Here is a 26411-nt window from a genome sequence, read left to right on the forward strand (position 1 = left end):
GTTCGAACCCGGAAGTCCGAAGCAGAAGCGAAAGCGGAGAAGTTGGAAGAACTGCATGCGAGAGCCGCGCCGCCGATGCGATCGGGCGCGGAGACCCCCAGGAGCTCAGGAACCGCAAGAGGGCCGGTCGAAGAGCCGGCCGGCCAGCGCGCTCGGAGCTACCTGACGGAAGCCCGGAGGCTCGGCAGCTGGTGTGAGAACCGGGCTGTCGACGCGATCACGCGAGAGAAGCAGAACCTCAGCAGCCGCACGAAGCGCGGTGCAAGAACCGCGGCGCCAACCGCACCGCTTCAGGACGGCGGTCCGGCTCCTGCACCCGCGCCATCAACAGCTGCACCGCCCGCCGGCCGATTTCCGAGATGGGCTGGGCCATCGTGGTGATGGCGGGGGAGACCGTGCGGGCCCAAGCCATGTCGCCGAAGCCGACGACGGCGAGTTCGGCGCCGATGCGGATGCCGCGGCGGTGGGCTTCCCATTGGACGCCCATGAGCATGGACTCGCCGGCGACCACGACAGCGCTGGGGGAGGGCCAGCCGTCCAGGAGTTTGGCGGCGGCGCGGGCCGCGCCGCCCGGGGAGGACATGCCGCAGGCGACGAGTTCGGGGTTGTAGCGCAGGCCGGTGCGGTCGAGGCCGAGGCGGTAGCCCAGAGTGCGTTCTTCGCTGACGGCCGAGTCGGCGGCGCCGGTGATCATGGCGATGCGGCGGTGCCGACGCGAAGCCAGGTGCTCGACCAGCGAAGACACCGCCTGGATGTTCTCCGAGCCCACCTGGTCGACGTCGTTGCGGCCGGCGATGCGATCAACCAGCACTGTGGGGACGCCCATGCGCACGAGACCGTTGATGACCGCGTCGTCGCCGGGGGCCGGAACCAGCAAGACCCCGTCGACCCGGTCGGCCCGCAGCGCACGCACCACGGCCGCCTCTTCGGCCACCGAATCGTGCGTGTCGGCGAGCATCAGGTCGCAGCCGGCGCGCGCGGCGGCGCCGCGGATCGCGCGCAGCAGATCGCCCGTGTACGGGTTCGCGTGCATGCCCAGGGCAACACCGAACCGGTGGGTGACCGGCGTGTCCCAAACAGGGATCTCCGGCGCCAGAGCGGTCATGTCCGTGGCTCTCGTCGTCGTGCTTACCCAACGGTAACCGCTCGGGGGGCCCCGCCGAGCTGCGCGAGAGGCGATCCACCCCAAGAATCACCAGTGTGAGTGAACGGTCAGGCCGCCCCGGGGCACCCGCACGACTGTCGGTGGCGCAGCGTGGGCGGCAGCCGGACGGTCTCTGCCGCGCGCGTCGGCTCGGCGAGGCGGGCCAGCAGCAGCTGCACGGCGCGGCGGCCGATCTCCTCGATCGGCTGCGCCATGGTGGTCAGCGGGGGGTCCACCAGGTCGGCCCACTCGACGTCGTCGTACACGACCACCGGCAGGTCACGGCCGATGCGCAGGCCGCGCCGGCGGGCCTCGTGCAGGACGCCGACCATCATGCTGTCGTTGGCCACCACCAGCGCCGTCGGTGGTTCCGGCAGTGCCAGCAACGTGCTCAACGCCAGCGCGCCACCGTCGCGGTGCGAGTTCCCGCAGGCCACGAGGTCAGGCGACCACGCGAGCCCCGAACGGCCCAAGCCCAGCCGGTAGCCGAGCACGCGCTCGTCGCTGGTCGTGAGGCCCGGCGCGCCGGAGATCATGCCGATCCGCCGGTGTCCGAGCGACGCCAGGTGAGCGGTCAAAGCCGACGTCGCCTGAATGTTCTCCGCCCCGACCTGGTCGACGTCGGTGCGGGTCGAGAGCCGGTCGATGAGCACCGTCGGCACGTCCAGCGACACCAGTTCACCAATCACAGGACCGTCGCCCGGGGAGGGAGTCACCAGCAGGCCGTCGACGCGACGGGATCGCAGGGCCCGCACCACGTCACGCTCGGTCGCCGCCGTGTCGTGCGTGTCGGCGAGCAGCACCGTGTAGCCGTTGGCCGAAGCCTCCCGTTCGATCGCCTGCATCAGGGCCGCGAAGTACGGGTTGGCCACCAGCGAGACCGCCATGCCGATCGAGCGCGTACCGCCCGTGACCAGGGAACGAGCGATCGCGTCACCGGTGTAGCCGGTGGTCTCGATGGCCCGCAGCACCGCGGCCTTCGTGTCCTCCGCGACGGCGCGCGTGCCGTTGACGACGTGGGAAACCGTCGTGATCGACACCCCGGCGAGCTCCGCGATGTCGCGCTGGGTGGGCCGGGAGGAGCGGGTTTGTGGCATGTCAGTCCTTAACCAGGTTCACTCGCAAGCGTTTGCGCAAACGCTTGCGACGTGACATGAGTCTGTCTACCTTGCCGACCATCGGCAACCTCGCAGGAGGGTATTCATCCATGAGACAGCGCAGTCTCACCGCGCTGGCGTTGGCCGCCGTGGTCGGCACCGTGCTAGGCACCACCGGCTGCACGGTCGAGCGCCACTGGGGCGGCAACACAACGCCGGCCGGCAGCGGTAAGGCCAAGGTCGGGCTGGTCACCAAGACCGACACCAACCCGTACTTCGTCGAACTGCGCAACGCGGCAAGCGCGGCCGCGAAGGCCAACGGCGCCGACTTCAGCGCGCTCGCCGGCCAGTTCGACGGCGACAACGACGGCCAGGTCCGGGCCATCGAAAACCTCATGCAGCAGGGCGTGAACACGATCCTGATCACCCCGAGCTCGTCCACCGGCGTGCTCAAGGCGATCAAGGACGCGCGCGACGCCGGCGTGCTCGTGATCGCGCTCGACACCGCCACCGAGCCGGCCGACGCCGTCGACGCCACCTTCGCCACCGACAACTTCGCGGCCGGCCAGCAGCAAGGGGCTTACGTGAAAGCCGCGCTCAAGGGCGTCGACCCCAAGCTGCTGATGGTTGACGGGACCGCCGGCTCCTCCGTCGACACCGAGCGTCACGGCGGTTTCCTCAAGGGCATCGGCCTCACGGACTCCTCGCCCGAGATCAAGGGCCACACCCCCGCCAACGGCGACCAGAGCCTCGCGCAACAGGGCATGGAGAACCTGTTGCAGCGCAGCACGGACATCAACGTCGTCTACTCCATGAACGAACCCATGGGCCGCGGCGCGTACGCCGCGCTGAAGGCCCGCGGCCTCACCGACCGCATCGTGATGGGCTCGATCGACGGCGGCTGCGAAGGCGTGCAGAACGTCAAGGACGGCCTCTACGCGGCCACCGTGATGCAGTTCCCGAAGAAGATGGCCGAACAGGGCGTGCTCGCCGCCGTCGACTACGCGAAGACCGGCAAGAAGCCCACGGGCTTCGTGAACACCGGCTCCACCGTGATCACCGACAAGCCGATGCCGGGTGTCCCCAGCCAGAACACCACGTGGGGCCTGCAGAACTGCTGGGGAGGCGCGAAATGACCACCGCGACGGTGAACGGGACCCGTGAGCGCGAGTCGCTCGGCGAGTTCCTCCTGCGCGCGCCCGCGGTCGGCCCCGCGCTCGCGCTGATCGTGGCAATCGTGGTCTTCTCACTGGCCACGGACACGTTCTTCGACCTCGACAACCTGTCCACAGTGGTCCAGCAGTCACTGGTCGTCGGCACGCTCGCGCTCGGCCAGACGCTGATCATCCTCATCGCCGGCATCGACCTGTCCAACGCGTCGTCGATGGTCGTGGCCACGCTGATCATGGCGAAGCTCGCCGCGGCGGGCACCAACGGCTTCGTGGCGCTGCTCGCCGGAATCGCGCTGACGGTGCTCGTCGGTCTGTTCATCGGCACTCTCGCCACGCGGATCAAACTGCCCGCCTTCATCATCACGCTCGGCACGTTCACCGGCCTGACCGCCGTGGCGAAGCTGATCGCGGGCGGCCAGGCCGTGCCGGTCACCGACGGGCTCCTGCAGTGGCTCGGCACGAAGCGCTACCTCTTCGGCGGCATCCCGATCACCTACGGCATGACGCTCGCGCTGCTCATGTTCCTCATCGTCTGGTACTCGCTCACGAAAACCGCGTGGGGCAAGCACGTCTACGCGGTGGGCAACGCGCCGGAGTCCGCGCGCCTGTCCGGCATCAAGGTCAACCGCACGGTGATCTCCGTGTACCTGGTCGCGGGTTTCTGCTTCGGCATCGCCGCGTGGCAGGCGCTCGGCCGCACACCCAACGCCGACCCGAACCAGTTCCAGCTCGGCAACCTCGACTCGATCACCGCCGTGGTCCTGGGCGGCACGAGCCTCTTCGGTGGCCGCGGTTCGGTGCTCGGCACGCTGTTCGGCGCACTCGTCGTGGCGGTGCTGCGCTCGGGCCTCACGCAGATGGGTGTGGACGGCAACTACCAGGACCTGGCGACCGGCGCGCTGCTCATCGCCGCCGTGGTCGTCGACCGGATCGCACGGAGGCAGCAGCAGTCATGACTTCCACAGAGCAGTCCGTAGAGCACAACGGGCAGCAGACCACGCTTTCCGCGCGCGGCCTCGTGAAGCGCTACGGCCGCGTAACCGCCATCAACGGCGCCGACTTCGACCTCTACCCCGGCGAGGTGCTCGCCGTCGTCGGCGACAACGGCGCCGGGAAATCCAGCCTCATCAAGGCGTTGTCCGGTGCGCTGATCCCCGACGAGGGCGAGATCCGCGTCGACGGCCAGGTCGTGCACTTCAAGTCCCCTTTGGACGCTCGCCACCACGGGATCGAGACGGTGTACCAGGACCTGGCCGTGGCTCCGGCGCTCGACATCGCGTCGAACATGTTCCTGGGCCGGGAAAAGCGCCTGCGCGGGCCGTTCGGCGGGCTGGCGCGCAAGCTCGACACGGGCGAGATGCGCAAGGAGGCGCAGCGGATCCTCGACCAGCTGGGCATCAACGTCAAGTCCATCTCGCAGCTCGTGGAGACGCTCTCGGGCGGCCAGCGCCAGGGGGTCGCGGTGGCGCGCGCGGCGGCGTTCGGCACGAAGGCCGTGATCATGGACGAACCGACGGCCGCGCTCGGCGTCGCGGAGTCGGCGAAGGTGCTGGAGCTGATCGGGCGCATCCGCGACCGCGGGCTGCCGGTGGTGCTGATCAGCCACAACATGCCGCACGTGTTCGACATCGCCGACCGGATCCACGTGCACCGGCTCGGCAAGCGCGTGGCCGTGGTGTCGCCGAAAACACACACGATGAACCAGGTCGTCGGCCTGCTCACCGGTGCGCTGCAACTCGACGACGGTGGCGAGGTCGTGGAGGTCGCGGCCGCCACGCACGCCGGGCTGACCTGACGTGCGCGTGCTGCTGGCGGGGCTGTGCACCGTCGACGTCGTGCAACGGGTGTCGCACTTCCCGGCGCCGGGCGAGAAGGTGCAGTCGCTGCGGGTGGACGTCGCGGCCGGTGGGCCGGCGACCAACGCCGCGGTGACCGTGGCCGCGCTCGGGGCCGCCGCGACGCTCGTGACGGTCGTCGGCGCCCACCCGCTGGCAGCGCTCGCGCACACCGACCTGATCGCGTACGGCGTCGATGTCGTGGACCTCGATCCGGCCCGCACCGATTCGCCGCCGGTGAGCGCCGTGGTCGTGCGCGATTCCGACGGGGAGCGAACGGTCGTCTCGCGCAACGCGGCTTCCGGTGCGCCGGTGGCGGTTCCGGATCTCACGGACCTCACAGGGCTCGTGCGCGAAGCGAATGCGGTGCTCGTCGACGGTCACCACCCCGAGCTCGCGCTGGCCGTCGCGCGGGCCGCACGATCACTCGGCGTGCCCGTCGTGCTCGACGCCGGCAGCTGGAAACCGGTGCTGGAAGACCTGTTGCCGCTGGTGGACGTCGCCGCGTGCTCCGCGCACTTCGCCATGCCCGGGCCGGGCCTGCGTGAACGCGGAGTACCCGTCGTGATCAGGACCGCGGGGCCGGATCCCGTTCGCTGGAGCACTGCGGAAGACTCAGGCCAGGTGCCTGTCAACGATGTCGAGGCGCGAGACACACTGGCGGCCGGTGACGTGTGGCACGGCGCGCTCGCGCACGCGGTCGCGGCCGGTGGAAGCTCAGTGGACGGGTGGATCCGGCACGCGAACGCGGTGGCCGGCGAGCGCGTCCGCCACGTGGGGCCGCGGTCTTGGACGGCGGCGATCTCGAAGTTGGGACAAGGAGTGCGATGACGGCGTTCGAAGACCTCCTGGCACGGGCCGAAGGGCTCGCCAAGCCGCGGCAGCGCAGCGTGCTCGGCATCATCGGCGCGCCCGCGTCCGGCAAGACCACGCTGGCCTGGGCGATCGCCAACGCGCTCGGCTCCCGCGCGGCCGTCGTCGGGATGGACGGGTTCCACCTCGCGCAGGTGGAGCTGCGCCGGCTCGGGCGAGCCGAGCGCAAAGGCGCGCCCGACACGTTCGACGCGGCGGGCTACGTCCACCTCATCCGCCGGCTCGCGAAGGGCAAGGAAACCGTTTACGCACCGGAGTTCCGCCGCGAGATCGAGGAGCCCATCGCCGGTGCGGTCGCGGTGGCACCCGAGGTGCAGCTCCTGATCACGGAGGGCAACTACCTGCTGCTGCCCGACGACCCGTGGAGCGGCCTGCGCCAGTACCTCACCGAGGCGTGGTTCCTCGCGCCCGACGAGCCCGAGCGGATCGAACGGCTGGTTTCGCGCCACCGTCGTTACGGCCGGTCACTCGTCGAGGCGCGCCAGCGTGCGCTCGGCTCGGACCAGCGCAACGCCGACCTCATCGCGAGCACCCGTGACCGTGCCGACCTCGTGCTGGAGAACCTGCCGCTCGTGAACTTCGCCCTGTGAGCGGAGTTCTCGTCGTCACGGGCGGCAGCCGGGGGATCGGCGCGGCGATCTGCACGCTCGCGGCCGAGCGCGGCTACGACGTGGTGGTCAACTACTCCGGCGACTCCGAGCCGGCGGCCGAGGTCGTTTCGCAGGTCCGGGCGCACGGACGCAAGGCGCTGGCGGTGCGCGCCGACGTCGCCGACGAGCGGCAGGTCCGCAAGCTCTTCGGCACCGCCGGGGAGATGGGGTCGCTGGTCGGCGTGGTCAACAACGCGGCCATCACCGGCAACACACCGGGGCGCCTGGACGAGCAGAGCGCGGCCACCGTGCGGCGCGTGCTGGAGGTCAACGTCGGCGGGGTGTTCCTGTGCTGCCGCGAGGCCGTGCGGCGGCTCTCGACGCGGTACGGCGGTCCCGGCGGCGCCATCGTCAACGTCTCGTCCACAGCCGCGCGCACGGGCTCGGCGGGCGAGTGGGTGCACTACGCCGCGACGAAGGCCGCGGTGGACACGCTCACGTACGGGCTCGCGCAGGAGGTGGCGGGCGAGGGAATCCGGGTGAACGCCGTCGCGCCGGGCCTGGTGGCCACCGGCCTGCACTCCGCGGCCGGCCTGCCGGACCGGCTGTCGAGGCTGGCGCCCGGGATTCCGCTCGGCCGGCCGGGCGAACCGGGGGAGATCGCCGAAGCGGTGCTGTGGCTTCTGTCACCGGCGTCGTCGTTCACGGTCGGCGCCGTCCTGGAGGTCGGCGGCGGCCGCTGAATAGCGTCCCACCATGTGGTCTTCGCCCATTTCGGCGTTCCGCTGGGGTGGTACTCGTGTTCACGTCATCCCGGCTTGTGGGACGCCGGGCGACGAGGAGATCACGATTCGTGGCGGAAGTCGGTGAATCCGTCCGCCCGATCGGAGCGGCTGTGTCACTCTGGTGGAGCCTCCGGGGCCAGTTGGACGACCGGGGCCGCGGCGGCGCCGGTTCACGGGGTGGGTGACGAGCGCCCCGCGTCGCAAACGCACGGAGTGCGCAGCCGGGGGTCGGAAAGGACGGCCGCAAAAGTCATGCCCAAGCTCACGTCTGTGCACCATCTGGCGCTCACCGTGACCGATGTCGAACGCAGCGTCCCGTGGTACGCCCGGGTGCTCGACCTCGAGGAGAGCCACCGCCGCGAAGACCCTGAAACCGGGGTCCACAAGGTCGTGCTGAGGTCCGCCGGCGACGGGTTTTCCGTCGTCCTGGTCCAGCATCCGGACACCGACCGCCGTTGTTTCGACGAGCGCCGGACGGGGCTGGATCACGTCGCGTTCTCGGTGTCGTCGAAGGCGGAACTCGGTGAGTGGGAGGACCGGCTCTCGGAGTACGGGGTGTCGTACCTGCCGCCTCGGGAGTCGCGGACCTTCGAGGGGTCGTCGGTGATCGTGTTCCGGGATCCGGATGGGATTCAGCTGGAGATCTGGTCGGATCCGGAGTTGTAGGGCGGGTTTCGCGGCTCAGCCGTTGTGCGGCAGGGCGAACATGTGCGTCATCGCCGAGTCGTGTGTGCCGGCGCTGCCCGTGCTGTCCGTGAGTTTCGACCCGCCGCCGAGGAGCCCGACGTTGCCGGCCAGATAAGTGCTCGTCACCTGCGCGTGCAGGTGCGTGCACCCGGGCTTGACGACCACCGTCGTGTACAGCGGGATCGCGGCGTGGTTGACGCCTTGCTGCACGTACTCGTCGGTCTGCGCCACCGGCCCACTCGCGCAACTCGCACCGCCGGAGGTGGTCGCGGTGAGCGCGAAACGGGCCTGCGAGAAATTCGGATCCGTCGGAGGGCTGCAACGCCCAGCGCACCAATGGAACTCCACGTCCGCGACCACGTCGACCTTGCTGTAGCCGGCCGGGATGTCCCGATCGATCACCGGCGCCACGAGCGTTGAGCTGAGCGGAGTGGTGCCCACCGGGAGCGACGTTTGCATCGCCACGCCATTCACGTCACCGGGGATCGAGTACGACGCGAACCGCACGTTCCCCTGAACCGTCTCCTGGGAGCCTGCTTTCCCCGTCGACGAGGTGCGCAGGTAGAGCGTGCACGTGATCACGCCCGCGTGGGTCGCGGTGACCAGGAACCGGGTGACGACCGTGATATTCCGGTGCGCGGCGTCGCCGGTCGGCGGAAGCACGTTTTCGCCCATCACAACGCTGGACCCACCCGCACCCGAGCAGCGGATCTCGTTGTCGATCAGGTTCACGTCGGTGGCCCCGGAAGCCTTCAGCTCGGAGTACACGTACGCGTTCGAGCCCGCGGCCAGCGCCGGTGAATCGATCGTCGCCAGCGGGATGACCTGTTGCGTGGTGGGAATGCCGCTGATGACTTTCGGCCCGAAGTCCTGTGACTCCGCGGCTAGTGCCGGCGTCGCGGCAACTATGAGGGCGGCGAGTGACAAGCCTGCCACGGCCAGTTTGCCAAGTCTGCTACTGAACCCCAGGATCACGACGTTTCCCCCTCGGCACGATCGCGCCGAGTCATTGTCGAGTTGGCTGGGCAGCCCGTCAATGGGGCCGGTGTCAGGTTGGTCCGATCAGGCGGTGCGCCCCGCAGCTGAACGGTTGGGCAGCCGCACCAACCGCGTCACGCGTGCGCGTCGTCCGGTTCGTCGACCGGTCGGCGCATCTCCTGCCGGTACCGCAGCACCCCGTACCCCGTCCCCAGCACGAAGAACGCCACCGAAATCCACAGGGCCGCCGTCTTCAGCCACGGCAGGGCGTCCAGCAGGCCGGCGCCGTAGTAGCCCAGCAGGACCAGAGTGGGGACCCACAGCAGGCCACCCAGGCTGGTGGCGAGCAAGAACCGCCGGGGGTCCATGCGGGCGGCGCCGGCGATGAGCGGGGCGAGTGTGCGGATCCACGGGATCCACCGCGCCGCGACGATCGCGAAGAAGCCCTTGCGGTCCAGAAACCGTTGGGCGCGGTCGAGGTTGTGGCGATTGAGCACCTTGCCGCCGCGGCGGGCGATGAAGCGGGTGCCCGTGCTGCGGCCGATGTAGTAGCCCACCTGGTTGCCGCCGACGGCCACCACGAGTGCGGCGCCGGACAGGAGCCACGCGTTCGCGTCGGAGCCGTGCTGGGCGAGCACCACGCCGGCACCGAAGAGGAGCGAGTCGCCCGGCAGGAAGAGGCCGACGATGAGCGCGCATTCCACGAACACGAAGGAAAGCACGATCACCCAGACGAGCAGCGGGCCGGCGGTGTCGAGCCAGCTCACGCCGACTCCGGCGGCCTCGATGCTTGCGGGGTTCACGCGAAGAGCCTACGTGGCCACGATCGACGGAAAAAAGGAACCATCGAATCCAGCCTTCCGGTCACTTTCGGTATTCCTGGAATGAACTGCGCGTTCACCAACGGCTCAAACGAACGGGCCGCCCGGGACAGTTCCCGGGCGGCCCGAATCGAACAAAACGTCTAGAACTGCGGCAGGGACTCGCCTTGCACCGCTTCGATGTCCAGCTCCACCTTGACCGTGGTGCCGATCGCGGCGACGCCCGCGCGGACCATCGCGCTGTAGTTGATCGCGAAGTCGTTGCGGTGCAGCTGGGTCTCGGCGTGGAACGCGGCGCGCACGCCGCCCCACGGGTCCGGGCCGTGGCCCTGGTAGCGCAGGTCGAGCTCGACCTGGCGGCGTTCGCCGTGCAGGGTGAGCTCGCCGAGCAGCGCCCAGGTGTCCGTGCCGCGCTGCGAAATGCCCGTGCTCTCGAACGTGATCAGCGGGAAGGCCTCCACGTCGAGGAACTCGGCCGAACGCAGGTGGTCGTCGCGCATTTTGATGCCGGTCTCGATGCTGCCCGCCTTGATCTCGGCGAACACCGTCGAACGCTCCACCGGGCGGCGGATGTCGATGCGCCCGCCGACGTCGGGGAACCGCACCTTGATGCTGGCGATGCCCATGTGGCGCGCGGTCGCGACCACCGACGTGTGGACCGGGTCGATCGTCCACGGACCGGGCGGTGGCAGCTCCACGGCCTCGGCCACGGGGGCCAGGGCGATGTCGCCGAGCAGCCCGGCGCCGTCGGAACCGACCTGCACGGTGCGGGCCATCGGCGTGTACCCGGGCGCCGTGATCACGGCGGTGTAGACGCCCGGGGGCAGCGGATCAGTCGCCACCGCCCCCTTCGCGTCCGTGACCTGGCGCGCGATCTGACGGCCGTTGAGGTCGGTCACCGTGAGCACGGCGTTCTCGACCGGCCAGCCCCCACTGGCGCGGAGCTGTGCGCGCAGGCCCCCGCTCATGAGCGGTCGACCAACTCGTCGAGAGCCTGGTCGTAGCTCAGGCGGACGTCGTGCTCTGCCTCGCCGTCGGTGAGGCTCACCTGGCTGGTGGCCGGCGGGTAACCGCTCGCCACCACCGTGTACGAGCCCACCGGCAGGTCGCTCACCACGTAGCGGCCTTCACCGTCCGTGCGCGCGACCGCCGCGACGTTGCCGTTCGCGTCGAGCACGGTGATCCGCGCGTCCGGCACGATCCGGTCGCCCTCGGTGCGCGCGATGCCCTGCATCAGCACGGCACCGGCCAGCTCGACGTCGTGGCGCAGCACGCCGCTGTCGGGCACGGTCAGGGTGACCGCCACCGGGCGGTACTGCGGGCCGCTCGCGACCAGCGTGTACTGCCCGGCACCGACACCGCTGAAGGTGTAGACGCCGTCGTCGGCCGTGATGAACGCGCCGTTGACCTCTCCGCGCGAATCGGTGAGCGTCACGGTGGCGTTGGCCAGCGGGGAACCGATCCCCACGGACCGCACGACACCGGTCAGCTCGCCCGAGCCGGTGAGCGTCACGTCGAGCTTCGCCGGTCCGCCACCGACCACCACGCTGGAGGCCTGCGGCTGGTGGCCGGGAGCGGCCACGATCAGCACGTAGGTGCCCGGGCCCTGCGTCGGCACGGAGTAGCTGCCGTCGCCGTTACCGGTCGCCCGGGCCACCTGACGGCCCTGCTGGTCGATCAGCGTCAGCGCGGCGGCGGCCACGTGGCTGCCGTCCTGCCGGCGCACGTGCCCGGTCACCGGGGGACCGCCCGCGCCCAGCGGGAGGTCGATGCCCGCACCCGCGGCCGAGTTGGTGATCGGCATGGGCAGTGAGCCCGAAATCGCCTGCGGGTCGCCGTGACCGTTGCCGTTCATCGAATGCCTTCCCCCTGCGCCGACGAGAACGGGTTCTCGCGACTGTTCTTCGAAGAGCGAGCCCGGCTTGGCCGCCTGGTCGACGATGTCCGTCGGCGTCTCGCTCTCCTCGAGCAGCGCCTCGCCGCCCTCCACCGCCGCGGCGGCCGGGTTCATGCCCGCGAGCGGGATCTCCTTCAGGAAACACAGCACGATCGTCGCCAGCAGCGCGACCGCGCCTGCCACCCAGAAGACCGTGGTGATCGACTCGGTGAAGCCGATCAGGATCGGCGTCTTCAACGCGTCGGGCAGGGTCTGGATCACGCTGGTGTTGGTCTGCAGGTCGGCCAGTTGCGCACCGGCACCAGCCGGCGGGTTGCCGCCGAACGCCTTGGTGATGTTGCCCGGCAGCACGTTGAACAGAATCGTCAGGAACACCGCGACACCGGCCGTACCACCGATCTGGCGGAAGAACGTGGCCGACGCCGTGGAGGCGCCCATGTCGCTGCGCGGGCCGGCGTTCTGCACCGCGATGACCAGAGTCTGCATGCACTGGCCGAGGCCGAGGCCGATGATGGCCGCGGCGACCAGCGGGTGCCACAGCGGCGAGTTGTACTGCACCTGCGCGAAGAAGAACGCGCCGCCGGCGATGAGCAGGGTGCCGACGATCGGGAACACCTTGTAGCGCCCGGTCTTCGACATGATCCGGCCGGAGCCGATCGAGCTCAGCATCAGGCCGCCCATCAGCGGCAGCATCAGCAGACCCGACTCGGTCGGCGTGTAGCCCTGAACGACCTGCATGAACTGCGGGATCATCGTGATCGCGCCGAACATGGCGACGCCGACGATGACACCACCGATGATCGCGACGGTGAACGTCGAGTTCTTGAACAGCCGCAACGGGATCAGCGCGGCGTCCTTCATCAGCTTCTCGACCACGATGAACGAGATGATGCCGATCGCGCCGACGGCGTAGCAGAGGATCGCCTTGCCGTCGCCCCAGCCCCAGGTCTGGCCCTGTTCCGCGACGATCAGGAACGGCACCACAGCCACGACGAGCGAAAGCGCGCCCCACCAGTCGATCTTGTGCTTCTGTGGCACGTGCGGCACGTTCAGCACCTTGGCGACCACGAACAGCGCGACGATGCCGATCGGCACGTTGATCAGGAAGACCCAGCGCCAGCCGGAGATGCCGCCGAGCGTGTCGAAGCCGGCGAAGAAGCCGCCGAGCACCGGACCGAGCACAGTGGACAGACCGAAGACGGCGAGGATGTAACCCTGGTACCGCGGGCGTTCGCGCGGCGGCACCACGTCACCGATGATGGTCATCGCCAGCGACATCAGACCGCCGGCGCCGAGGCCCTGCACCGCGCGGAACGCGGCGAGCTCGTACATCGACTGCGAGAACGTCGAAGCCAGCGAACCGGCGACGAAGATCGAGATCGCGGCGAGGTAGAACGGCTTGCGGCCGTAGATGTCCGACAGCTTGCCGTAGATCGGCGTGACGATCGTCGACGTGATCAGGTACGCCGTGGTGGCCCACGCCTGCAGGTCGAAACCGTGCAGGTCGTTGGCGATCTTGACGATCGAGGTACCCACGATCGTCTGGTCCAGTGCGGCGAGGAACATGCCGCACATGAGTCCGCTCAGGATCGTCACGATCTGGCGGTGACTCAGCCGCGGCACACCGGCCGCGTCGACGACGGGTGCTCCCCCCCGCTGCTGAGGTTGTTTCTCGACGGTGGTGCTCATGCTGTTCCTAGGCCCCCTTGGAGTGCACCGAGTCCGCCGGCGCGGAGTCGGTCATGTCTGGAAAGTTGTTCTCGATACCGGTGTTGAGCCGCCCGAACAGCTCGTTGAGGGTCTCGCGATCCTCCTGGGTCCAGTCGCCGAGCACGTCGGCGAGCCAGAGGTTGCGCTGCTTGCGGTTCTCGTCGAAGACCCGCAGGCCTTCGGCGGTGGGCGCCAGCAAGCAGGCGCGGCCGTCTTCGGGGTCGGCCTGACGTTCCACCAATCCGTGCTGCACGAGCGCGCTCGACTGCCTGCTGATGGTGGAGATCTCGGAGTGCAGGAACTCGGCGAGCTTGCTGGTGCGCTGCGGCCCCTCGTGGATGAGGCAGAAGAGGATCGCGTACGCGGCCCGCTCGATGCCGTCCGGACCCTGCTTGGAGACCTGCGACTTCGCCTTGGTGATCAGGCGCATGAAACGGACCAGCTCGTGTCCGAGCTGGTCGGCCAGGTCGAGCTCGTCCTTGGGCCGGGTGGCGGCGCTGTTCGGTGCCATTCGGTCGATCTTTCTCGCGGTGAAACGAACCGTTGTTTGGCGGCTGCAACTAGTTGCCTTTAGCAAGAGTGTGCCTGATCCGTGCTTCGCGCAAGCTCGCGGACCCCGGTTGTGTCGCATCACACTTTAGTTGTTGCATGCAAGCAGATATTCACCGGAGGGTGTTCGTCCGTTTTCTCCCGGGTCCGAAGGCCCTGGTCAGGGTCCCGGCGGAACAAGACGCAGGGTGACGGGTTGGATAGGGGTATGACCGACGACACACCGCTGTACGACCTCATCGGCTCCCGCCGCAACGGCGTGCTGGCCACGCTCAAGCGCGACGGGCGGCCCCAGTTGTCCACCGTCAGCCACCACTTCGACGCCGCCGAGCGCAAGATCCTCGTGTCGATCACCGAGACGCGGGCGAAGACGAAGAACATGCGCCGCGACGCGCGCGTGAGCTACCACGTGGGCAGCGAGAACGGCTGGTCGTACGCGGTGGCGGAGGGCGAGGCCGTGCTGACGCCGGTCGCCGCGGCCAAGGACGACGCGACGGTGGAGGCCCTCATCGACCTGTACCGGAAGGTCGGCGGCGAGCACCCCGACTGGGACGAGTACCGCGAGGCGATGGTCGCGGACCAGCGGCTGGTGCTGACGATCAACGTCGACCGGGTCTACGGCGTGGTGCGCTGACGGGTCGGCTGGATGCGCAGCCGGATGGCGCCGGGCAAGTCGCCATCCGGCTGAAATCCGGAAATTCTATTCCGCACTGCGGAGATATTTGTGCCTACGATGAAGCCATGAGCACTGACGCCCTCCTGCAGCGACTCCGCGACGAGCTCGGCAAGGAGGCCGTGCTCACCGACGCCGACGTGACCGCGAGCTACTCGCGCGACATGATGCCGCTCGCCCCGTCCGGGAAACCGCTGGCCGTGGTGCTGCCCGCGAACACCGCGGGGGTGCAGGCCGTGGTCAAGGCGTGCGCCGAGGCGAAGGTGCCCGTCGTGCCGCGCGGGGCGGGCAGCGGCCTGTCCGGCGCGGCCAACGCCATCGACGGCTGCGTGGTGCTCGTGCTCACGAAGCTCGACGAGATCGTGGAGATCGACCCCGGCAACCGCCTCGCCGTGGTGCAGCCCGGAGTGGTCAACCTTGACTTCCGCAACACCGTGGAGAAGCACGGCCTGTTCTACCCGCCCGACCCGTCGAGCTACGACTGGTGCACGATCGGCGGCAACCTCTCCACCAACGCCGGCGGCCTGTGCTGCGTGAAGTACGGCGTGACCACCGACTCCGTGCTCGGCCTCGAGGTCGTGCTGGCCGACGGGTCGCTGCTCAAGACCGGCCGCCGCACCGTGAAGGGCGTGGCGGGCTACGACCTGACGAAGCTGTTCATCGGCAGCGAGGGCACGCTCGGCGTGATCACGCAGGCCACCGTGGCGTTGCGCCCGCTACCGCAGGCGCCGGCGACGCTCGTCGCGGGCTTCAGCACCACGGAGGCGGCGGGTGAGGCCGTGGCTCGGGTCGTGCGCGAGGGACTCGTGCCGTCGCTGCTGGAGATCATGGACGCGGCGTCGATCAAGGCGTCGGAGACCTACCTCAAGACCGACCTCGGTGCGGGTTCCGACTGCCAGGCGCTGCTTCTCGCGCAGTCCGACGTCGGCGGCGAGGCCGCGCTGCGCGAGCTCGCCGTGCTGGAGCAGATCTGCGCCGACTGCGGCGCCGACCTGGTCTACGCCACCGATGACCTCGAAGAGGGCAAGATGCTGCTGCAGGCCCGGCGCGTGGTCCTGACCGCGCTGGAGACTTACGGCATCTGGCTCACCGACGACGTCAGCGTGCCGCGCACCCGCATCGCCGAGCTGATCCGCGGCTGCGAGCAGGTGAGCGAGAAGGTGGGCCTGAAGATCGCCGTGGTCGGCCACGCCGGCGACGGCAACATGCACCCGACGATCGTCTACGCGCCCGACAACGAGGACGAGTTCGCCCGCGCGCGGCAAGCGTTCGACGACATCCTGGAGATCGGCCTCTCGCTCGGCGGCACGGTGACGGGCGAGCACGGCGTCGGCAAGATCAAGCGCGACTGGCTGGCGCGCGAGATCGGGCCTGTCGGGATGCGAGTGCACCGGCAGATCAAGCAGGCGCTGGACCCGGAGAACCTGTTCAACCCGGGGTCGATGTTCTCGATGACGGACTGAGGTCTCACGAAAACGGCGCCGGTCCCTTGCTCGGGGCCGGCGCCGTTTTCTGCGTTTCGGTCAGTCGCGTTTCGGTCAGTCGCGCACGCGCGGGATCCGCTGCGTCACCTCGGCGGCGTTCTCCTCCGGCGCGCCCGCGCGGGCCTTCTTCTCGCGGCGGCTCTTGAGGTACTCGAGCAGGATCGGCACCACGGACACGAGCACGATCAGCACGAAGATGGCGTCGACGTTGTCGCGGATGAAGCCGATGTTGCCCAGCAGCGAGCCCAGCACCGTGATGCCCGCGGCCCAGACGATGCCGCCCAGCACCGTGTAGGTGAAGTACCGCTTCGGGTCCATGCGGCCGATGCCGGCGATCCAGGTGATGAACGTCCGCACGAACGGCACGAACCGCGCCAGCACCACGGCTTTGGGCCCGTGGTGGTCGAGGAAAGCGTGCGTCTTGTCGACGTATTCCTTCTTGAAGAACTTCGAATCGGGCCGGTTGAACAGCTTCGGGCCGACGAAGTAGCCGATGTAGTACCCGCAGACGTTGCCGAGCAGCGCCGCCACCGTCACCAGCACGCACACCACCCACAGGGGCGCCTGCAGCGTGCCGTTGGCGATGAACAGGCCCGCCGTGAACAGCAGCGAGTCACCCGGCAGCACCGGGAAGATGCTGCTCTCGATGAAGATGATCAGGCAGAGCACCGCGATGACCGGCACGGTCAGGCCGGACAGCAGCTGCTCCGGGTCCAGCCACGACGGCAGGATGGACATGGTCGTCACTGTGCTCTGGGCGAGAATCACACCGAAAACGGTACAGGGTGACGCTGAGTGCCTTCACAGGGAGAACCACCGCAGGTAATGGGGGTTTTCCGGAATTGTCAGACGAGGGTGAGCAGTCCGATGACCGAGCCCGCGGCCAAGCCCAGCAGGAGAGCCAGCAGCAGCACCCAGTGCGCGGGCAGCGGCGCGGGGCCGGGCGCGGCCTGGCGGACCGTCGCGGGGTCCGGTGCGGGAACGGGCCGAACTCCCGAAGAGACCGGCGTCGTCCGCTGGCCGGAGGCGTCGTCCAGGGCCGCGCGTTCGCGTTCGAGGGAGTCGGCGCCCGCGCCGGAGAGCAGGCCGTAGCGGGGTGGGAGCTCCTCGGTGGGGCCGGTCGCGCCGGCGGAGCCCGTGGAGTCCGGGGAGCCGGAAGACGCGGCGGGCTGCGAGCTGGTGTGCGGGGCGAACACGGCCTGGGCGCGCAGGGCGTCGGCGAGCAGTCGCTCCGGGTCCTTCGGCTCGCTCATCCCTCTCCGTACTTCCCCGCGGGCGGCCCGCGTAGTCGCTTACGTGCTCAAGGTAGCCCGGCCGACCTCGGCGACCCACTCGCCCCGGCGCAGCACCCGGACCGGCCGCAGGTCGTCGTCGAGGATCACGACGTCGGCGGCGAGGCCCGGCCGCAGCGAACCCGTGCGGTCGGCGATGCCCAGCAGCTCGGCGGGCCGGCCGGAGGTCGCCCGGACGGCGTCGAGGACACCGAGTTTGGCACCCTTCACGAGGTTGCGGAAGGCGTTGTCCATCGTCAACGTGCTGCCGGCCAGTGATCCGTTGTCCAGCGTCGCCACGCCGTCGTGCACGTCGACTTCGAGGCGGCCCAGCGTGTAGCGGCCGTCGGCGGCGTCGGTGGCCGACATGGCGTCGGTGATCAGCACGGTCCGGCCGCGGCCCGCGTGCTGTGCCGCGAGGCGGACCACCGTCGGGTGCAGGTGCACGAGGTCGCAGATGAGCTCGACCGTCACGCGCTCGTCGTCCAGCAGCACGCCGACCGGGCCCGGTTCGCGGTGGTGCAGGGGGCGCATGCCGTTGAACAGGTGCGTCGCCACGGTGGCGCCCGCGTCGATGGCCGGCACGAGCTGCTCGGCGAGGCCGTCGGTGTGCCCGATCGCGGCCGTCACGCCCGATTCGGCGAGCTGGCGCACGGCCTTCACGCCGCCGTTGAGCTCCGGCGCGAGCGTGACCATGCGGATCGCGCCGGCGCCCGCGCGCAGCAGCTTCTCGACGGTGCCGGTGTCCGGTTCACGCAGCGTGTCCGGATCGTGCGCGCCGCAGCGGGCGCGTGAGATGAACGGCCCTTCCAGGTGGATGCCGGCGAGCTCGCCGTCCTGCACGAGTTCGCGCAGGGCCGCGATCTGCTCGGTCAGCAGGTCGATCGGGTCCGAGACCAGGCTCGCGAGCGTGGTCGTGGTGCCGTGGCGCCGGTGCGCGCGCACTGCCGTGAGGATCTCGTCGGGGTCCAGTGTGGAGAACGAAGCGCCGCCCCCGCCGTGGCAGTGGGTGTCGACGAACCCGGGCACCACGAGTGCTCCGCCCACGTCGACGACCTCGGTCTCGGGGCCGCCCGGCGGCGTCCCCGTGCCGACCGCGGCGATGCGCCCGTCGGAGACGGCGAGCCAGCCGTCGTCGAGTACGCGGTCCGGGGCGACGACCCGGCCGCCCGTGATGACGAAGTCTCCGGCGTGCTTCACGCCCTCCAGCATATATTGGTCTGGACCAGACATGGCTACGCAACTCGGTGATCGGGATTGGTCCACCCGGGTCACTGTGGGGTCTGCATCGCCTTCTGCAGGGCCTCCAGCGCCCGGCTGGCGGTCGATTTAACGGTACCCTTCGAGATGCCCGCGGCCTCTGAAATCTCGGCCTCGGAAAGCCCCCCGTAGTACCTGAGCACCAGCACCTCGCGCTGGCGCGGCGGGAGCTTCGAAAGGGCGCTGACCACGGCTTGGTGCTCGCTCGACAGCATCGCGAGGCTCTCCGCGGAACGCGCGTTCACGGCGTGCGGAGGCACGTATTCACGGGCGGTTTTCCGCCGTCGCAGCACGCTGCGCGAGCCGTTGACCACGGCCGTGCGCAGGTATCCGACGGCCGCGGCCGCGTCGCGCAGCCGGCCCCAGTTGCGGTGCAGACCGGTGAACGCCTCCTGCACCACGTCCTCGGCCGTCGCCGGCTCGTCGACCAGCAGGATCGCGAGCCGGACGAGCCGCATCCGGTGCTGGCGGTACAGGTCCTCCAGGTTCAGCGGTGCGGCCGGCTGCTGCGGCGGCACCGGCCCGTCCATGGTCCGCAGGTGTCCGAGGGTCGCCTCGACACTGCGTTCCGCGTTGCCCTCCAGCATGTACCCCTGCCTGCCTGTTCTCGACCCCTGTGGTGCCCCTGCGCCAAGCTGCTGACGCAGCCCTAGCGTATCGGGTGAGCTCTGTCCCGCCACTGGTCGGATGCTGGGACCACAGGGTGTTGCCCGGTAGCGTCGACAGCGTCACCAACGCACCCACCCGGGAGATCCACATGGCCTGGTACCTGGTCGAAATCCGTTACGTGCAGGAGAAGGTGGCCGACGTCCGGCCCCGTCACCGTGAGTGGTTGAGCCAGCACGCCGCCGACGGCCGCGTGGCCGTCGCGGGACCGCTCGCCGACGGCTCCGGTGGTCTGGTCCTGTGGCAGGCCGAGGACGAGGCGGCGCTCGAGGAGCTGATCGGCAAGGACCCGTACCAGCTCGAAGGCGTGGTCGCCGATCGCTCGATCCGCGAGTACAAGCCGGTGCTCGGCGCTTGGGTCCCGCAGGCGTAGCACCTAGAGCTCCAGGACGGCGGGTCCGCGGTCCACGCAGATCCGCACCGACCCGCCGTCCGGGGTCGCCACGGCGCACGTGCCGCAGAAGCCCTGGCGGCAGGAGAACGCCACGTCAGGCAGCACTTCGCGCACGACGTCGAGCGTCGAACGGTCCGCCGGCACGGCGAGCGTGTGACCGCTGCGGCGCAGGACCACGGTGTACGGCAGGCCGCCGACGATCGGCGGGGTCGAGAAGCGTTCGAAGTACACGGCCTTGGCGCCGGTGAGCTCGAGGTCCACGCGGACGCCGGTGATCATCGGCGCCGGCCCGCAGCAGTAGACCGAGGCGCCGTCGGGGACGCCCTCCAGCAGCTCCGCGCCCGAGGCGGGGATGCCGTACTCGGTGTCCGGGCGGAACCACACGCGGCCCCCGGGCAAATCCGAAAGTTCTTCCACAAACGGCATCGACTCGCGGCTGCGTCCCGTGTAGACGAGCCGCCAGCCGGCTCCGCGGGCGTCGGCCGCGCGGACCATCGGCAGGATCGGCGTGATGCCGATGCCGCCGGCGATGAAGACGTACGAGTCCGCCGCGACGAACGGGAACGCGTTGCGCGGGCCGCGCACGTCCAGCTTGGTGCCGGGTTCGAGCGTGTGGACCTCACCCGAGGCCGCACCGATCCGCCGGACGGCCACGCGGTAGTGCGAGAGGTCGCCGGGGTCGCCGCAGAGCGAGTACTGCCGCACCAGCCCCGACGGCAAGGTGAGGTCGAGGTGCGCGCCCGGCCGCCAGCTCGGCAACGGCTCACCTTCGGGCCGCGCGAGGCGAAGGGACACCACGTCGTCGGCTTCCGGCCGGACGGTGGTCACGACCAGCGGCAACGTCCGGTCCACCGCCTGCACGGGCGGGCGGCGCCGGCCGGAGTACCGGGCGAGCCGGCGGTAGGCCGCGCCGACACCGACCAAAGTGGACATCAGCCGGTCGCGGCGGCCCGTTCCGTCGAGCCGCGGCGGGAACTCCGGTGCTGTCATTGCGGTGCAGTCACTTCGGTGCGTCGGCCGCCCGGGCCGCGGGGGAGCTCGCCAGGTACGCCACGGCCTGGTCGGTGTTGCCGGTCTCCGTCGGGTGGTACGAGCGCCGGAAATACGGCCGGATCTCCCGCAGCAGCTCGCGCGGCGCGGGCACCACGCCCTTCTTCGCGGCCTTCAGGTAAGCACGCCAGGACGCTCGACCCGGCCGCGTCGGGTCGTTGCGCATCAAGAACTTGGTGCCCCGCACGAAAACCCACGCCAGCGCCGGCGTCACCACAGCCATGCTGCGCACGCGACGCGAGTAGCGGCCGTCGAGGTGGCAGAACAGGTCGTAGGCCACGGACCGGTGCTCGACTTCCTCCGCGCCGTGCCAGCGCAGCAGGTCGAGCATCGTCGGGTCGGAGCCCGCGGCGTCGAGCGCCTTCGCGTCGAGCACCCACTGGCCGAGGAACGCGGTGTAGTGCTCGATCGCGGCGATCAGCGCGAGCCGTTCGACGAGCCATTCCTCGCCGGCGCCCGGACGATCGCCCAGCAGCCGGCGGAACAGCCACTCCATCTGCGCCACGTACGGCCGCACGTGCAGGCCCGCGGCTTCGAGGTGCTCCGCGGCGCCGTCGTGGGCCTCGGCGTGCACGGCCTCCTGGCCGATGAAGCCGAGGACGTCCTCCTTGAGCCGCTCGTCGCGGATCAGCGGCACGGCCTGCTTGAAGACCTCGACGAACCAGCGTTCGCCTTCGGGCAGGGCGATGTGCAGCACGTTGATGCTGTGCGTGGCCTGCGGTTCGCCGGGGATCCAATGCATTGGCAGCGCAGCCCAGTCGAACTTGACGTCGCGCGCGTGCAGCACGATCTGTTCGTGCTCGAGGGGATTCGCCGGGTTCATGAGGGCCTCCCGGACAGCTCGTAGTCGCTCGGCTCCACCCGGCGCGTCTCGAGCCAGTACTTCCACGTGAAGCCGGGCCAGATCGTGCGGTTCACGCCGTTGGTGTCGAGGTACCAGCTCGTGCAGCCGCCCTGCGTCCACACGCCTTTCACCAGCTTGTCCTGGATCTCGGCCTGGAACCGGTCCTGCACAGACGGGCGCACGTCGAGCGCGGCCGCGCCGTGGGAGTCGGCGAGCTTGATCGCGTCGACGACGTAGCGCGACTGAGACTCGATCATGAACACCACGGAGTTGTGGCCCAGCGCGGTGTTCGGGCCCAGCAGGAAGAACAGGTTCGGGAACCCGGCGACGGTGATGCCCTTGTGCGTGCGGATCCCGTCCGTGGCCCAGGTTTTCGCGAGGCCGCGGCCCTCGACGCCCGTGATGTCGAGGTACTCCAACGCATCCGTGACGTGGAAGCCGGTGCCGTAGATGATCGCGTCGACCTCGTGCTCGACACCGGCCTCGTCGACCACGCTGTTCGCGCGGACCTCGCGGACGCCTTCGGTGACCACGTCGACGCCTCCGCGGTTCAGGGCCGGGTAGTAGTCGTTGGAGATGAGCACGCGCTTGCAGCCCATCGTGTAGTCCGGCGTCACCTTGCGGGCGCAGCTTCGCGTCGCTGATGCCCTTCGCGATGTGGCGGCGCGAGATGGATTCGGCCGCGTGCATGAGCTTCGGATGCCCGTTGAAGCCGATGGCGCGCGCTTCGAGCAGCCAGTACAACGCGTTGCGGTACAGGCGTTGCGTGCCCGGCACGTAGCGGAACAGCTGCTTCGCCCAGCCGGGCATCGCGTGGTCCGGCTTCGGCATGATCCACGGCGGCGTGCGCTGGAACAGCGTCAGCTCGGCCACTTCCGGCGCGATCTGCGGCACGAACTGGATCGCGCTCGCTCCCGTGCCGACCACCGCGACCTTCTTGCCGCGCAGGTCGAACTCGTGGTTCCACTGCGCCGAGTGCCACGTCTGGCCCGTGAACTTCTCGATGCCCGGCAGCTTCGGGATCGACGGGATGTGCAGCCCGCCGACGCCGGAAACCAGGAACTGCGCGGAGAACTCGTCGCCGCTCTTGGTCTCGATGCTCCAGCGGAGTTCGCCCGCGTCCCAGTGGGCCCCGGTGATCTCCACGCCGAACCGGATCCGCTCGCGCAGCCGGTACTTGTCCGCGACGCCCTTGAGGTAGCCGAAGATCTCCGGCTGCGGCGAGAACGACCGCGACCAGTCGGGGTTCTGCTCGTAGGAGAACGAGTACATGTGCGACTGGACGTCGCAGGCGCACCCGGGGTACGAGTTGTCCCGCCAGGTGCCGCCCACTTCGTCGGCCTTCTCCAGGATCACGTAGTCCCGGATGCCGGCCTTTTCGAGCTGGATCGCCTGCCCGAGCCCGGAAAACCCGGTGCCCACGATCACGACCTTGAACCGCTCGGTCATCTGTCGGCCTCCGCTGCGCTGGGGGTCTGCCACAGATGACGTTACCTCAAGTAACAGTTACTTGAAAGTACCTGCTACCCGTCAGTACGTTCCGCCGAGCTTCGTGTGATCCCACGAGACGACCTTCGTCGGGTGGAAGATCAAGCCGATGCGCTTCGGGGCCTGGCGGCCGATGAACTCGCTGAGCTCGGCGGGCACGGGGTCACCCGGCTTGGCGCCCGCGTAGCGCTGCATGAGGGTGATGCCCATGCGGGTGACCTCGTCGGTGTCCTCGATGATCTGCACGTCGGCCTCGAGGGAGACCCCGCGCAGCTTCTCGTAGGAATCGCCGCTCTCGACGAGCACCGTGGCCTCCGGCAGACGGCGCAGGTTCTTGGCCTTCTGCGAGCTGCCGTACGTCCACGTCGCGACGCCGTCCTCGTACGGGAAGTACCACAGCGGCGCCAGGTGGGGCCGGTTGCTCGGCCCGACCGTGGCGACGTTGATGACCTTCTGCTCGTCGAGGTAGGCCCGGATCTCCTCGGGCGTCATGCGGATCTGGTCGCGACGGGACATGCGCGCTCCTATTCGGCTGTGGTCTGTTCGGGTCGGGTCGCAGCCCGGCCGCCGTGGCCGGTCACCGCCGACTCGTACGCGCCGCGCTGCTCGATGTCGTCGAGCGCGGCCTTGTCCGCCGCCGGCACGCGGGCCCGCGCGCCGAGCTCGACGATCGGCGGCAGGAACGCGCGCAGCAGCTTGAGGCCGCCGACCCAGCGTGGCACGTGGATCGTCCGCGCGCGCTTGAGGATGCCCGCCTCGAGGTCGTCGAGCGCCACGTCGAGCGGGTACGTCTTCCCGATCAGCCCCGGCATCGACGCCCGCAGCTTCCCGAACACCGGGTGCGCGTCAGCGCTTTCGACCAGGTCCGTGCGGATCCACGTGGGGTGCGCGACGCCGACCTTCACCCCGAGGTGCGCGACTTCGGCACGCAGGCTGTTGGAGAACGCCTCGACGCCCGCCTTCGCCGCCGCGTAGTTCGCCATGCCGGGCGCGTGCGTGATCGCGGCCAGCGAGGAGATCGCCAGCAGGTAGCCGCGCCGCTCGATCACGTGCGGCAGCGTCACGCGGAACGTGCGCCACACGCCGAGCAGATCGACCTCGATGACCTTCTCGAACGCCTTGGGGTCCACGCTTCGCACGAAGCCGGCCGTGGCGATCCCCGCGTTGGCGATGACGATGTCGATGCCGCCGAAATGCTCCACCACGCCCTGGGTGGCCACTTCGAGGTCGTCCCAGCTGGTCACGTCGGCTTCCCACGCCTTGGCGTTCGGCCCGATCTTCTCGGCGACCTTCGCCTGCTCGTCCGCCTCCAGGCCGACCAGCGCGACCTTGGCGCCGCGCGCGGCCAGCCGCTCCGCCAGCCCGGCCCCGATGCCCCGCGCGGCCCCGGTGATCAGCACGACCTTGCCGTCCACGTTCTTGACCACTGGTGCCCTCCTTGGCGTGCGTTTCCGCTTGCGAAGGGGACGGTACCGCAACCTACCCGGGGTAAGCTACTTCTCGGTAGGTTGCGGTCGGTGGCAGGCTTCGAGCATGGATGGTGCTCGTGTGGGGGATCTCGACCAGCCGTTTCTCGACGCCGCGGCGGTCTGTTCGACGCTGTTGCGGCTCGATGTCGTGCGCGAGCGCTGGGCCGAACCCAGCGCGTTGCCGGAGCTGTCGGTGGGCGCGCTGGCCTGCCACCTCGCCCGCCAGGTGACGCGCGCGGCCGAGCTGCTCGCGGCCCCGTCGACCCTGCCGGTGCTCGCCGCGGTCGACGAGCACTACGCGCGGGCCGCCTGGGTCACGTCGACGTCGCTCGCCGATCAAGCCAACGACCGCACCACCGACGACGCCGAGGCCGCCCTGGGCTTCGACTGGATGCTCTCGCGGTACGACGCCGACCTCGCCGCGGTCGCACGGCTCTTGCGCGGCGAGGCGACGGAGCGGGCCGACATTCCGTGGCAGGGCTGGTCGTTGCGCCGCGACGACTTCCTGCACACCCGCCTGCTGGAGCTCGTCGTCCACTCCGCCGACCTCGCCGCGAGCGTCGACCGGCCGCCGCCGGACTTCCCCGACGCGGCCTTCACGCCGGTACTCACGTTGCTGTCCCGGCTCGCCGTCCGCACGCACGGCCAGGGCGCCGTCGTCAGCACCCTGACCCGCCGCGAACGGGCGCGGAACATCAGCGCGTTCTAGACCGACGCCTTGTTCAGCGCCTCGACCTCGTCACCCGTCAGCTCCAGCACCACCGACGCCACGAGATCCGTCAGCTGCTCCGGCGTGCGCGCGCTCGCGATGGGCGCGGCGACCGTCGGCTGCACCCGCAGCCAGGCCAGCGCCACCGAGGCGACGGACGCGCCGTGTGCCGAGGCGATCGAGTCCAGCGCCGCCAGCACGCGCTCGCCGCGGTCGTCGAGGTACTTCACCGCGCGCGGAGCACGCGGGGAGTCGCCCAGCTCATCAGCCGAACGGTACTTCCCCGTCAAGAACCCCATCGCCAGAGCGAAATACGGCAACGTCGAAAGCCCCTCGCGCGAAACCGTCGGCGCGAGGTCGGTCTCGTAGCCCCGCTCAACCAGGTTGTAGTGCGGCTGCAGGGCCACGTAGCGCGCGAAGCCTTCCCGGTCCGAAATGGACAGTGCCTCGGTCAGCCGCTCCGCCGAGTAGTTCGAAGCCGCGATGTAGCGAACCTTGCCCGCGCGCACGAGGGCGTCGAACGCCGACAAAGTCTCCTCGAGCGGCGTGTCCTGGTCGTCCTTGTGTGCGTAGTACAGGTCGATGTGGTCGGTTTGCAGGCGCCGCAACGAATCCTCAGCGGCGGCCGTGATGTTGGCCGCCGACAGGCCCGGGCGCTGGTCCCACGCGCCGACCTTCGTGGCGACCACGATGTCGTCGCGGCGCCCGCGCTTGGTCAGCCAGTTGCCGATGATCGTCTCCGAACCACCGCCACCGCCGTACACGTCCGCGGTGTCGAGGAAGTTGCCGCCGGCTGAAGCGTAGGCGTCGAGGACCGCGTGGGAAGTCTCTTCGTCCGCGGTGAAATTGAAGACGTTGCAGCCGAGGTTGAGGCCGTACACGTCGAGGTCCGAGTTGCCGAGCTTGGTCATGCCACGAAACTAGCCTTCAGGCCCGGAAGAATCCGCCGGGCATCGGGTGTTGGG

27 protein-coding genes and 1 pseudogene are annotated in these 26411 nt (G+C 69.7%); 11 read left to right on the forward strand and 17 right to left on the reverse strand.

Going from position 1 to position 26411, the window contains the following annotated elements:
• Positions 1-238: 238 nt before the first annotated feature.
• Positions 239-1105 (reverse strand): LacI family DNA-binding transcriptional regulator, encoded by an 867-nt coding sequence (locus K1T34_RS17175; RefSeq protein WP_220245261.1) that lies wholly within the window; start codon positions 1103-1105, stop codon positions 239-241.
• Between the two features lie 107 nt (positions 1106-1212).
• Positions 1213-2241 carry a LacI family DNA-binding transcriptional regulator gene (locus tag K1T34_RS17180; protein WP_220245262.1) on the reverse strand — a complete coding sequence of 343 codons (1029 nt, stop codon included), beginning with the start codon at positions 2239-2241 and terminating at the stop codon, positions 1213-1215.
• A 110-nt stretch (positions 2242-2351) separates the two neighbouring features.
• Between K1T34_RS17180 and K1T34_RS17185 the strand changes: the two genes are divergently transcribed.
• The 7 genes from K1T34_RS17185 (at position 2352) to K1T34_RS17215 (ending at position 8162) form a co-directional block, all read left to right on the forward strand.
• A complete protein-coding gene (locus K1T34_RS17185) occupies positions 2352-3377 on the forward strand; it encodes a substrate-binding domain-containing protein (protein WP_220245263.1) in 1026 nt (341 codons plus the stop codon).
• Complete coding sequence (locus tag K1T34_RS17190) at positions 3374-4369, forward strand: ABC transporter permease (RefSeq protein ID WP_220245264.1); 996 nt, start codon at positions 3374-3376, stop codon at positions 4367-4369. The genes K1T34_RS17185 and K1T34_RS17190 overlap by 4 nt, the downstream gene beginning before the upstream one ends.
• Positions 4366-5208 (forward strand): ATP-binding cassette domain-containing protein, encoded by an 843-nt coding sequence (locus K1T34_RS17195; RefSeq protein WP_220245265.1) that lies wholly within the window; start codon positions 4366-4368, stop codon positions 5206-5208. The genes K1T34_RS17190 and K1T34_RS17195 overlap by 4 nt, the downstream gene beginning before the upstream one ends.
• A 7-nt stretch (positions 5209-5215) precedes the next feature.
• Complete coding sequence (locus K1T34_RS17200) at positions 5216-6079, forward strand: PfkB family carbohydrate kinase (RefSeq protein WP_220247251.1); 864 nt, start codon at positions 5216-5218, stop codon at positions 6077-6079.
• On the forward strand, positions 6076-6711 hold the full coding sequence (locus tag K1T34_RS17205) for a nucleoside/nucleotide kinase family protein (protein WP_220245266.1): 636 nt from the start codon (positions 6076-6078) through the stop codon (positions 6709-6711). Before K1T34_RS17200 ends, K1T34_RS17205 begins: the two co-directional genes overlap by 4 nt.
• Positions 6708-7454, forward strand: a complete 747-nt coding sequence (locus K1T34_RS17210; protein WP_220245267.1) for an SDR family oxidoreductase — start codon at positions 6708-6710, stop codon at positions 7452-7454. Before K1T34_RS17205 ends, K1T34_RS17210 begins: the two co-directional genes overlap by 4 nt.
• A gap of 294 nt (positions 7455-7748) precedes the next feature.
• On the forward strand, positions 7749-8162 hold the full coding sequence (locus K1T34_RS17215; protein WP_220245268.1) for a VOC family protein: 414 nt from the start codon (positions 7749-7751) through the stop codon (positions 8160-8162).
• Between the two features lie 15 nt (positions 8163-8177).
• Here K1T34_RS17215 and K1T34_RS17220 read toward each other — a convergent pair whose 3' ends face one another.
• From K1T34_RS17220 to K1T34_RS17240, 5 genes are all read right to left on the reverse strand, one after another.
• Positions 8178-9119 (reverse strand): hypothetical protein, encoded by a 942-nt coding sequence (locus K1T34_RS17220; RefSeq protein ID WP_220245269.1) that lies wholly within the window; start codon positions 9117-9119, stop codon positions 8178-8180.
• Between the two features lie 176 nt (positions 9120-9295).
• Positions 9296-9964, reverse strand: a complete 669-nt coding sequence (locus K1T34_RS17225; protein WP_220245270.1) for a DedA family protein — start codon at positions 9962-9964, stop codon at positions 9296-9298.
• A gap of 161 nt (positions 9965-10125) precedes the next feature.
• A complete protein-coding gene (locus K1T34_RS17230) occupies positions 10126-10950 on the reverse strand; it encodes a YceI family protein (protein WP_220245271.1) in 825 nt (274 codons plus the stop codon).
• Positions 10947-13568: an MFS transporter gene (locus tag K1T34_RS17235; protein ID WP_220245272.1), complete on the reverse strand. Its 2622-nt coding sequence runs from the start codon at positions 13566-13568 to the stop codon at positions 10947-10949. The genes K1T34_RS17230 and K1T34_RS17235 overlap by 4 nt, the downstream gene beginning before the upstream one ends.
• 7 nt (positions 13569-13575) lie before the next feature.
• Positions 13576-14100, reverse strand: a complete 525-nt coding sequence (locus K1T34_RS17240; protein WP_220245273.1) for a MarR family winged helix-turn-helix transcriptional regulator — start codon at positions 14098-14100, stop codon at positions 13576-13578.
• 246 nt (positions 14101-14346) lie between these two features.
• Here K1T34_RS17240 and K1T34_RS17245 point away from each other — a divergent pair, with 246 nt between their 5' ends.
• Both K1T34_RS17245 and K1T34_RS17250 read left to right on the forward strand, forming a co-directional pair.
• On the forward strand, positions 14347-14772 hold the full coding sequence (locus tag K1T34_RS17245) for a PPOX class F420-dependent oxidoreductase (RefSeq protein WP_220245274.1): 426 nt from the start codon (positions 14347-14349) through the stop codon (positions 14770-14772).
• A gap of 107 nt (positions 14773-14879) precedes the next feature.
• Complete coding sequence (locus K1T34_RS17250; RefSeq protein ID WP_220245275.1) at positions 14880-16274, forward strand: FAD-binding oxidoreductase; 1395 nt, start codon at positions 14880-14882, stop codon at positions 16272-16274.
• A gap of 75 nt (positions 16275-16349) precedes the next feature.
• Here K1T34_RS17250 and K1T34_RS17255 read toward each other — a convergent pair whose 3' ends face one another.
• The 4 genes from K1T34_RS17255 to K1T34_RS17270 all read right to left on the reverse strand — a co-directional run bounded on the left by K1T34_RS17255 (position 16350) and on the right by K1T34_RS17270 (position 19413).
• Entirely contained in the window at positions 16350-17063 is a 714-nt protein-coding gene (locus K1T34_RS17255) for a DedA family protein (RefSeq protein ID WP_220245276.1), read from the reverse strand.
• Positions 17064-17140: 77 nt separating this feature from the next.
• On the reverse strand, positions 17141-17548 hold the full coding sequence (locus K1T34_RS17260; RefSeq protein ID WP_220245277.1) for a hypothetical protein: 408 nt from the start codon (positions 17546-17548) through the stop codon (positions 17141-17143).
• Between the two features lie 39 nt (positions 17549-17587).
• Entirely contained in the window at positions 17588-18778 is a 1191-nt protein-coding gene (gene nagA / locus K1T34_RS17265) for an N-acetylglucosamine-6-phosphate deacetylase (RefSeq protein ID WP_220245278.1), read from the reverse strand.
• Between the two features lie 59 nt (positions 18779-18837).
• Positions 18838-19413 (reverse strand): SigE family RNA polymerase sigma factor, encoded by a 576-nt coding sequence (locus K1T34_RS17270; RefSeq protein WP_220245279.1) that lies wholly within the window; start codon positions 19411-19413, stop codon positions 18838-18840.
• Positions 19414-19583: 170 nt separating this feature from the next.
• Here K1T34_RS17270 and K1T34_RS17275 point away from each other — a divergent pair, with 170 nt between their 5' ends.
• Entirely contained in the window at positions 19584-19865 is a 282-nt protein-coding gene (locus tag K1T34_RS17275) for a YciI family protein (RefSeq protein ID WP_220247252.1), read from the forward strand.
• A 3-nt stretch (positions 19866-19868) separates the two neighbouring features.
• Here the strand turns inward: K1T34_RS17275 and K1T34_RS17280 are convergent, their stop codons facing one another.
• From K1T34_RS17280 to K1T34_RS17300, 5 genes and pseudogenes are all read right to left on the reverse strand, one after another.
• Positions 19869-20876, reverse strand: coding sequence for a PDR/VanB family oxidoreductase (locus K1T34_RS17280; protein ID WP_220245280.1), 1008 nt, complete (start codon positions 20874-20876; stop codon positions 19869-19871).
• A gap of 10 nt (positions 20877-20886) precedes the next feature.
• Complete coding sequence (locus tag K1T34_RS17285; RefSeq protein ID WP_220245281.1) at positions 20887-21759, reverse strand: metal-dependent hydrolase; 873 nt, start codon at positions 21757-21759, stop codon at positions 20887-20889.
• Positions 21756-23229, reverse strand: a pseudogene (locus K1T34_RS17290) (flavin-containing monooxygenase). Before K1T34_RS17290 ends, K1T34_RS17285 begins: the two are co-directional and overlap by 4 nt.
• An 81-nt stretch (positions 23230-23310) precedes the next feature.
• Complete coding sequence (locus K1T34_RS17295; protein WP_220245282.1) at positions 23311-23784, reverse strand: pyridoxamine 5'-phosphate oxidase family protein; 474 nt, start codon at positions 23782-23784, stop codon at positions 23311-23313.
• 8 nt (positions 23785-23792) lie between these two features.
• Positions 23793-24695: an SDR family oxidoreductase gene (locus tag K1T34_RS17300; protein ID WP_220245283.1), complete on the reverse strand. Its 903-nt coding sequence runs from the start codon at positions 24693-24695 to the stop codon at positions 23793-23795.
• A gap of 106 nt (positions 24696-24801) precedes the next feature.
• Here K1T34_RS17300 and K1T34_RS17305 point away from each other — a divergent pair, with 106 nt between their 5' ends.
• Positions 24802-25446, forward strand: coding sequence for a maleylpyruvate isomerase N-terminal domain-containing protein (locus K1T34_RS17305; RefSeq protein ID WP_220245284.1), 645 nt, complete (start codon positions 24802-24804; stop codon positions 25444-25446).
• On the opposite strand, the gene K1T34_RS17310 is transcribed toward K1T34_RS17305, so the two are convergent.
• Positions 25443-26357, reverse strand: a complete 915-nt coding sequence (locus K1T34_RS17310; RefSeq protein ID WP_220245285.1) for an aldo/keto reductase — start codon at positions 26355-26357, stop codon at positions 25443-25445. The two genes, K1T34_RS17305 and K1T34_RS17310, sit on opposite strands and share 4 nt — an antisense overlap.
• Positions 26358-26411: the final 54 nt, after the last annotated feature.

Source organism: Amycolatopsis sp. DSM 110486 (genome assembly GCF_019468465.1).
Lineage (GTDB): Bacteria > Actinomycetota > Actinomycetes > Mycobacteriales > Pseudonocardiaceae > Amycolatopsis.

Bases quoted from the DNA above. Each gene is read 5' to 3' on its own strand.
- K1T34_RS17310 (WP_220245285.1), bottom strand. From the start codon at position 26,357: ATGACCAAGCTCGGCAACTCGGACCTCGACGTGTACGGCCTCAACCTC.
- K1T34_RS17195 (WP_220245265.1), top strand. From the start codon at position 4,366: ATGACTTCCACAGAGCAGTCCGTAGAGCACAACGGGCAGCAGACCACG.
- K1T34_RS17235 (WP_220245272.1), bottom strand. From the start codon at position 13,568: ATGAGCACCACCGTCGAGAAACAACCTCAGCAGCGGGGGGGAGCACCC.
- K1T34_RS17295 (WP_220245282.1), bottom strand. From the start codon at position 23,784: ATGTCCCGTCGCGACCAGATCCGCATGACGCCCGAGGAGATCCGGGCC.
- nagA (WP_220245278.1), bottom strand. From the start codon at position 18,778: ATGCTGGAGGGCGTGAAGCACGCCGGAGACTTCGTCATCACGGGCGGC.
- K1T34_RS17185 (WP_220245263.1), top strand. From the start codon at position 2,352: ATGAGACAGCGCAGTCTCACCGCGCTGGCGTTGGCCGCCGTGGTCGGC.
- K1T34_RS17280 (WP_220245280.1), bottom strand. From the start codon at position 20,876: ATGACAGCACCGGAGTTCCCGCCGCGGCTCGACGGAACGGGCCGCCGC.
- K1T34_RS17250 (WP_220245275.1), top strand. From the start codon at position 14,880: ATGAGCACTGACGCCCTCCTGCAGCGACTCCGCGACGAGCTCGGCAAG.
- K1T34_RS17215 (WP_220245268.1), top strand. From the start codon at position 7,749: ATGCCCAAGCTCACGTCTGTGCACCATCTGGCGCTCACCGTGACCGAT.
- K1T34_RS17260 (WP_220245277.1), bottom strand. From the start codon at position 17,548: ATGAGCGAGCCGAAGGACCCGGAGCGACTGCTCGCCGACGCCCTGCGC.
- K1T34_RS17240 (WP_220245273.1), bottom strand. From the start codon at position 14,100: ATGGCACCGAACAGCGCCGCCACCCGGCCCAAGGACGAGCTCGACCTG.
- K1T34_RS17205 (WP_220245266.1), top strand. From the start codon at position 6,076: ATGACGGCGTTCGAAGACCTCCTGGCACGGGCCGAAGGGCTCGCCAAG.
- K1T34_RS17245 (WP_220245274.1), top strand. From the start codon at position 14,347: ATGACCGACGACACACCGCTGTACGACCTCATCGGCTCCCGCCGCAAC.
- K1T34_RS17180 (WP_220245262.1), bottom strand. From the start codon at position 2,241: ATGCCACAAACCCGCTCCTCCCGGCCCACCCAGCGCGACATCGCGGAG.
- K1T34_RS17230 (WP_220245271.1), bottom strand. From the start codon at position 10,950: ATGAGCGGGGGCCTGCGCGCACAGCTCCGCGCCAGTGGGGGCTGGCCG.
- K1T34_RS17175 (WP_220245261.1), bottom strand. From the start codon at position 1,105: ATGACCGCTCTGGCGCCGGAGATCCCTGTTTGGGACACGCCGGTCACC.
- K1T34_RS17285 (WP_220245281.1), bottom strand. From the start codon at position 21,759: ATGAACCCGGCGAATCCCCTCGAGCACGAACAGATCGTGCTGCACGCG.
- K1T34_RS17275 (WP_220247252.1), top strand. From the start codon at position 19,584: ATGGCCTGGTACCTGGTCGAAATCCGTTACGTGCAGGAGAAGGTGGCC.
- K1T34_RS17305 (WP_220245284.1), top strand. From the start codon at position 24,802: ATGGATGGTGCTCGTGTGGGGGATCTCGACCAGCCGTTTCTCGACGCC.
- K1T34_RS17270 (WP_220245279.1), bottom strand. From the start codon at position 19,413: ATGCTGGAGGGCAACGCGGAACGCAGTGTCGAGGCGACCCTCGGACAC.
- K1T34_RS17190 (WP_220245264.1), top strand. From the start codon at position 3,374: ATGACCACCGCGACGGTGAACGGGACCCGTGAGCGCGAGTCGCTCGGC.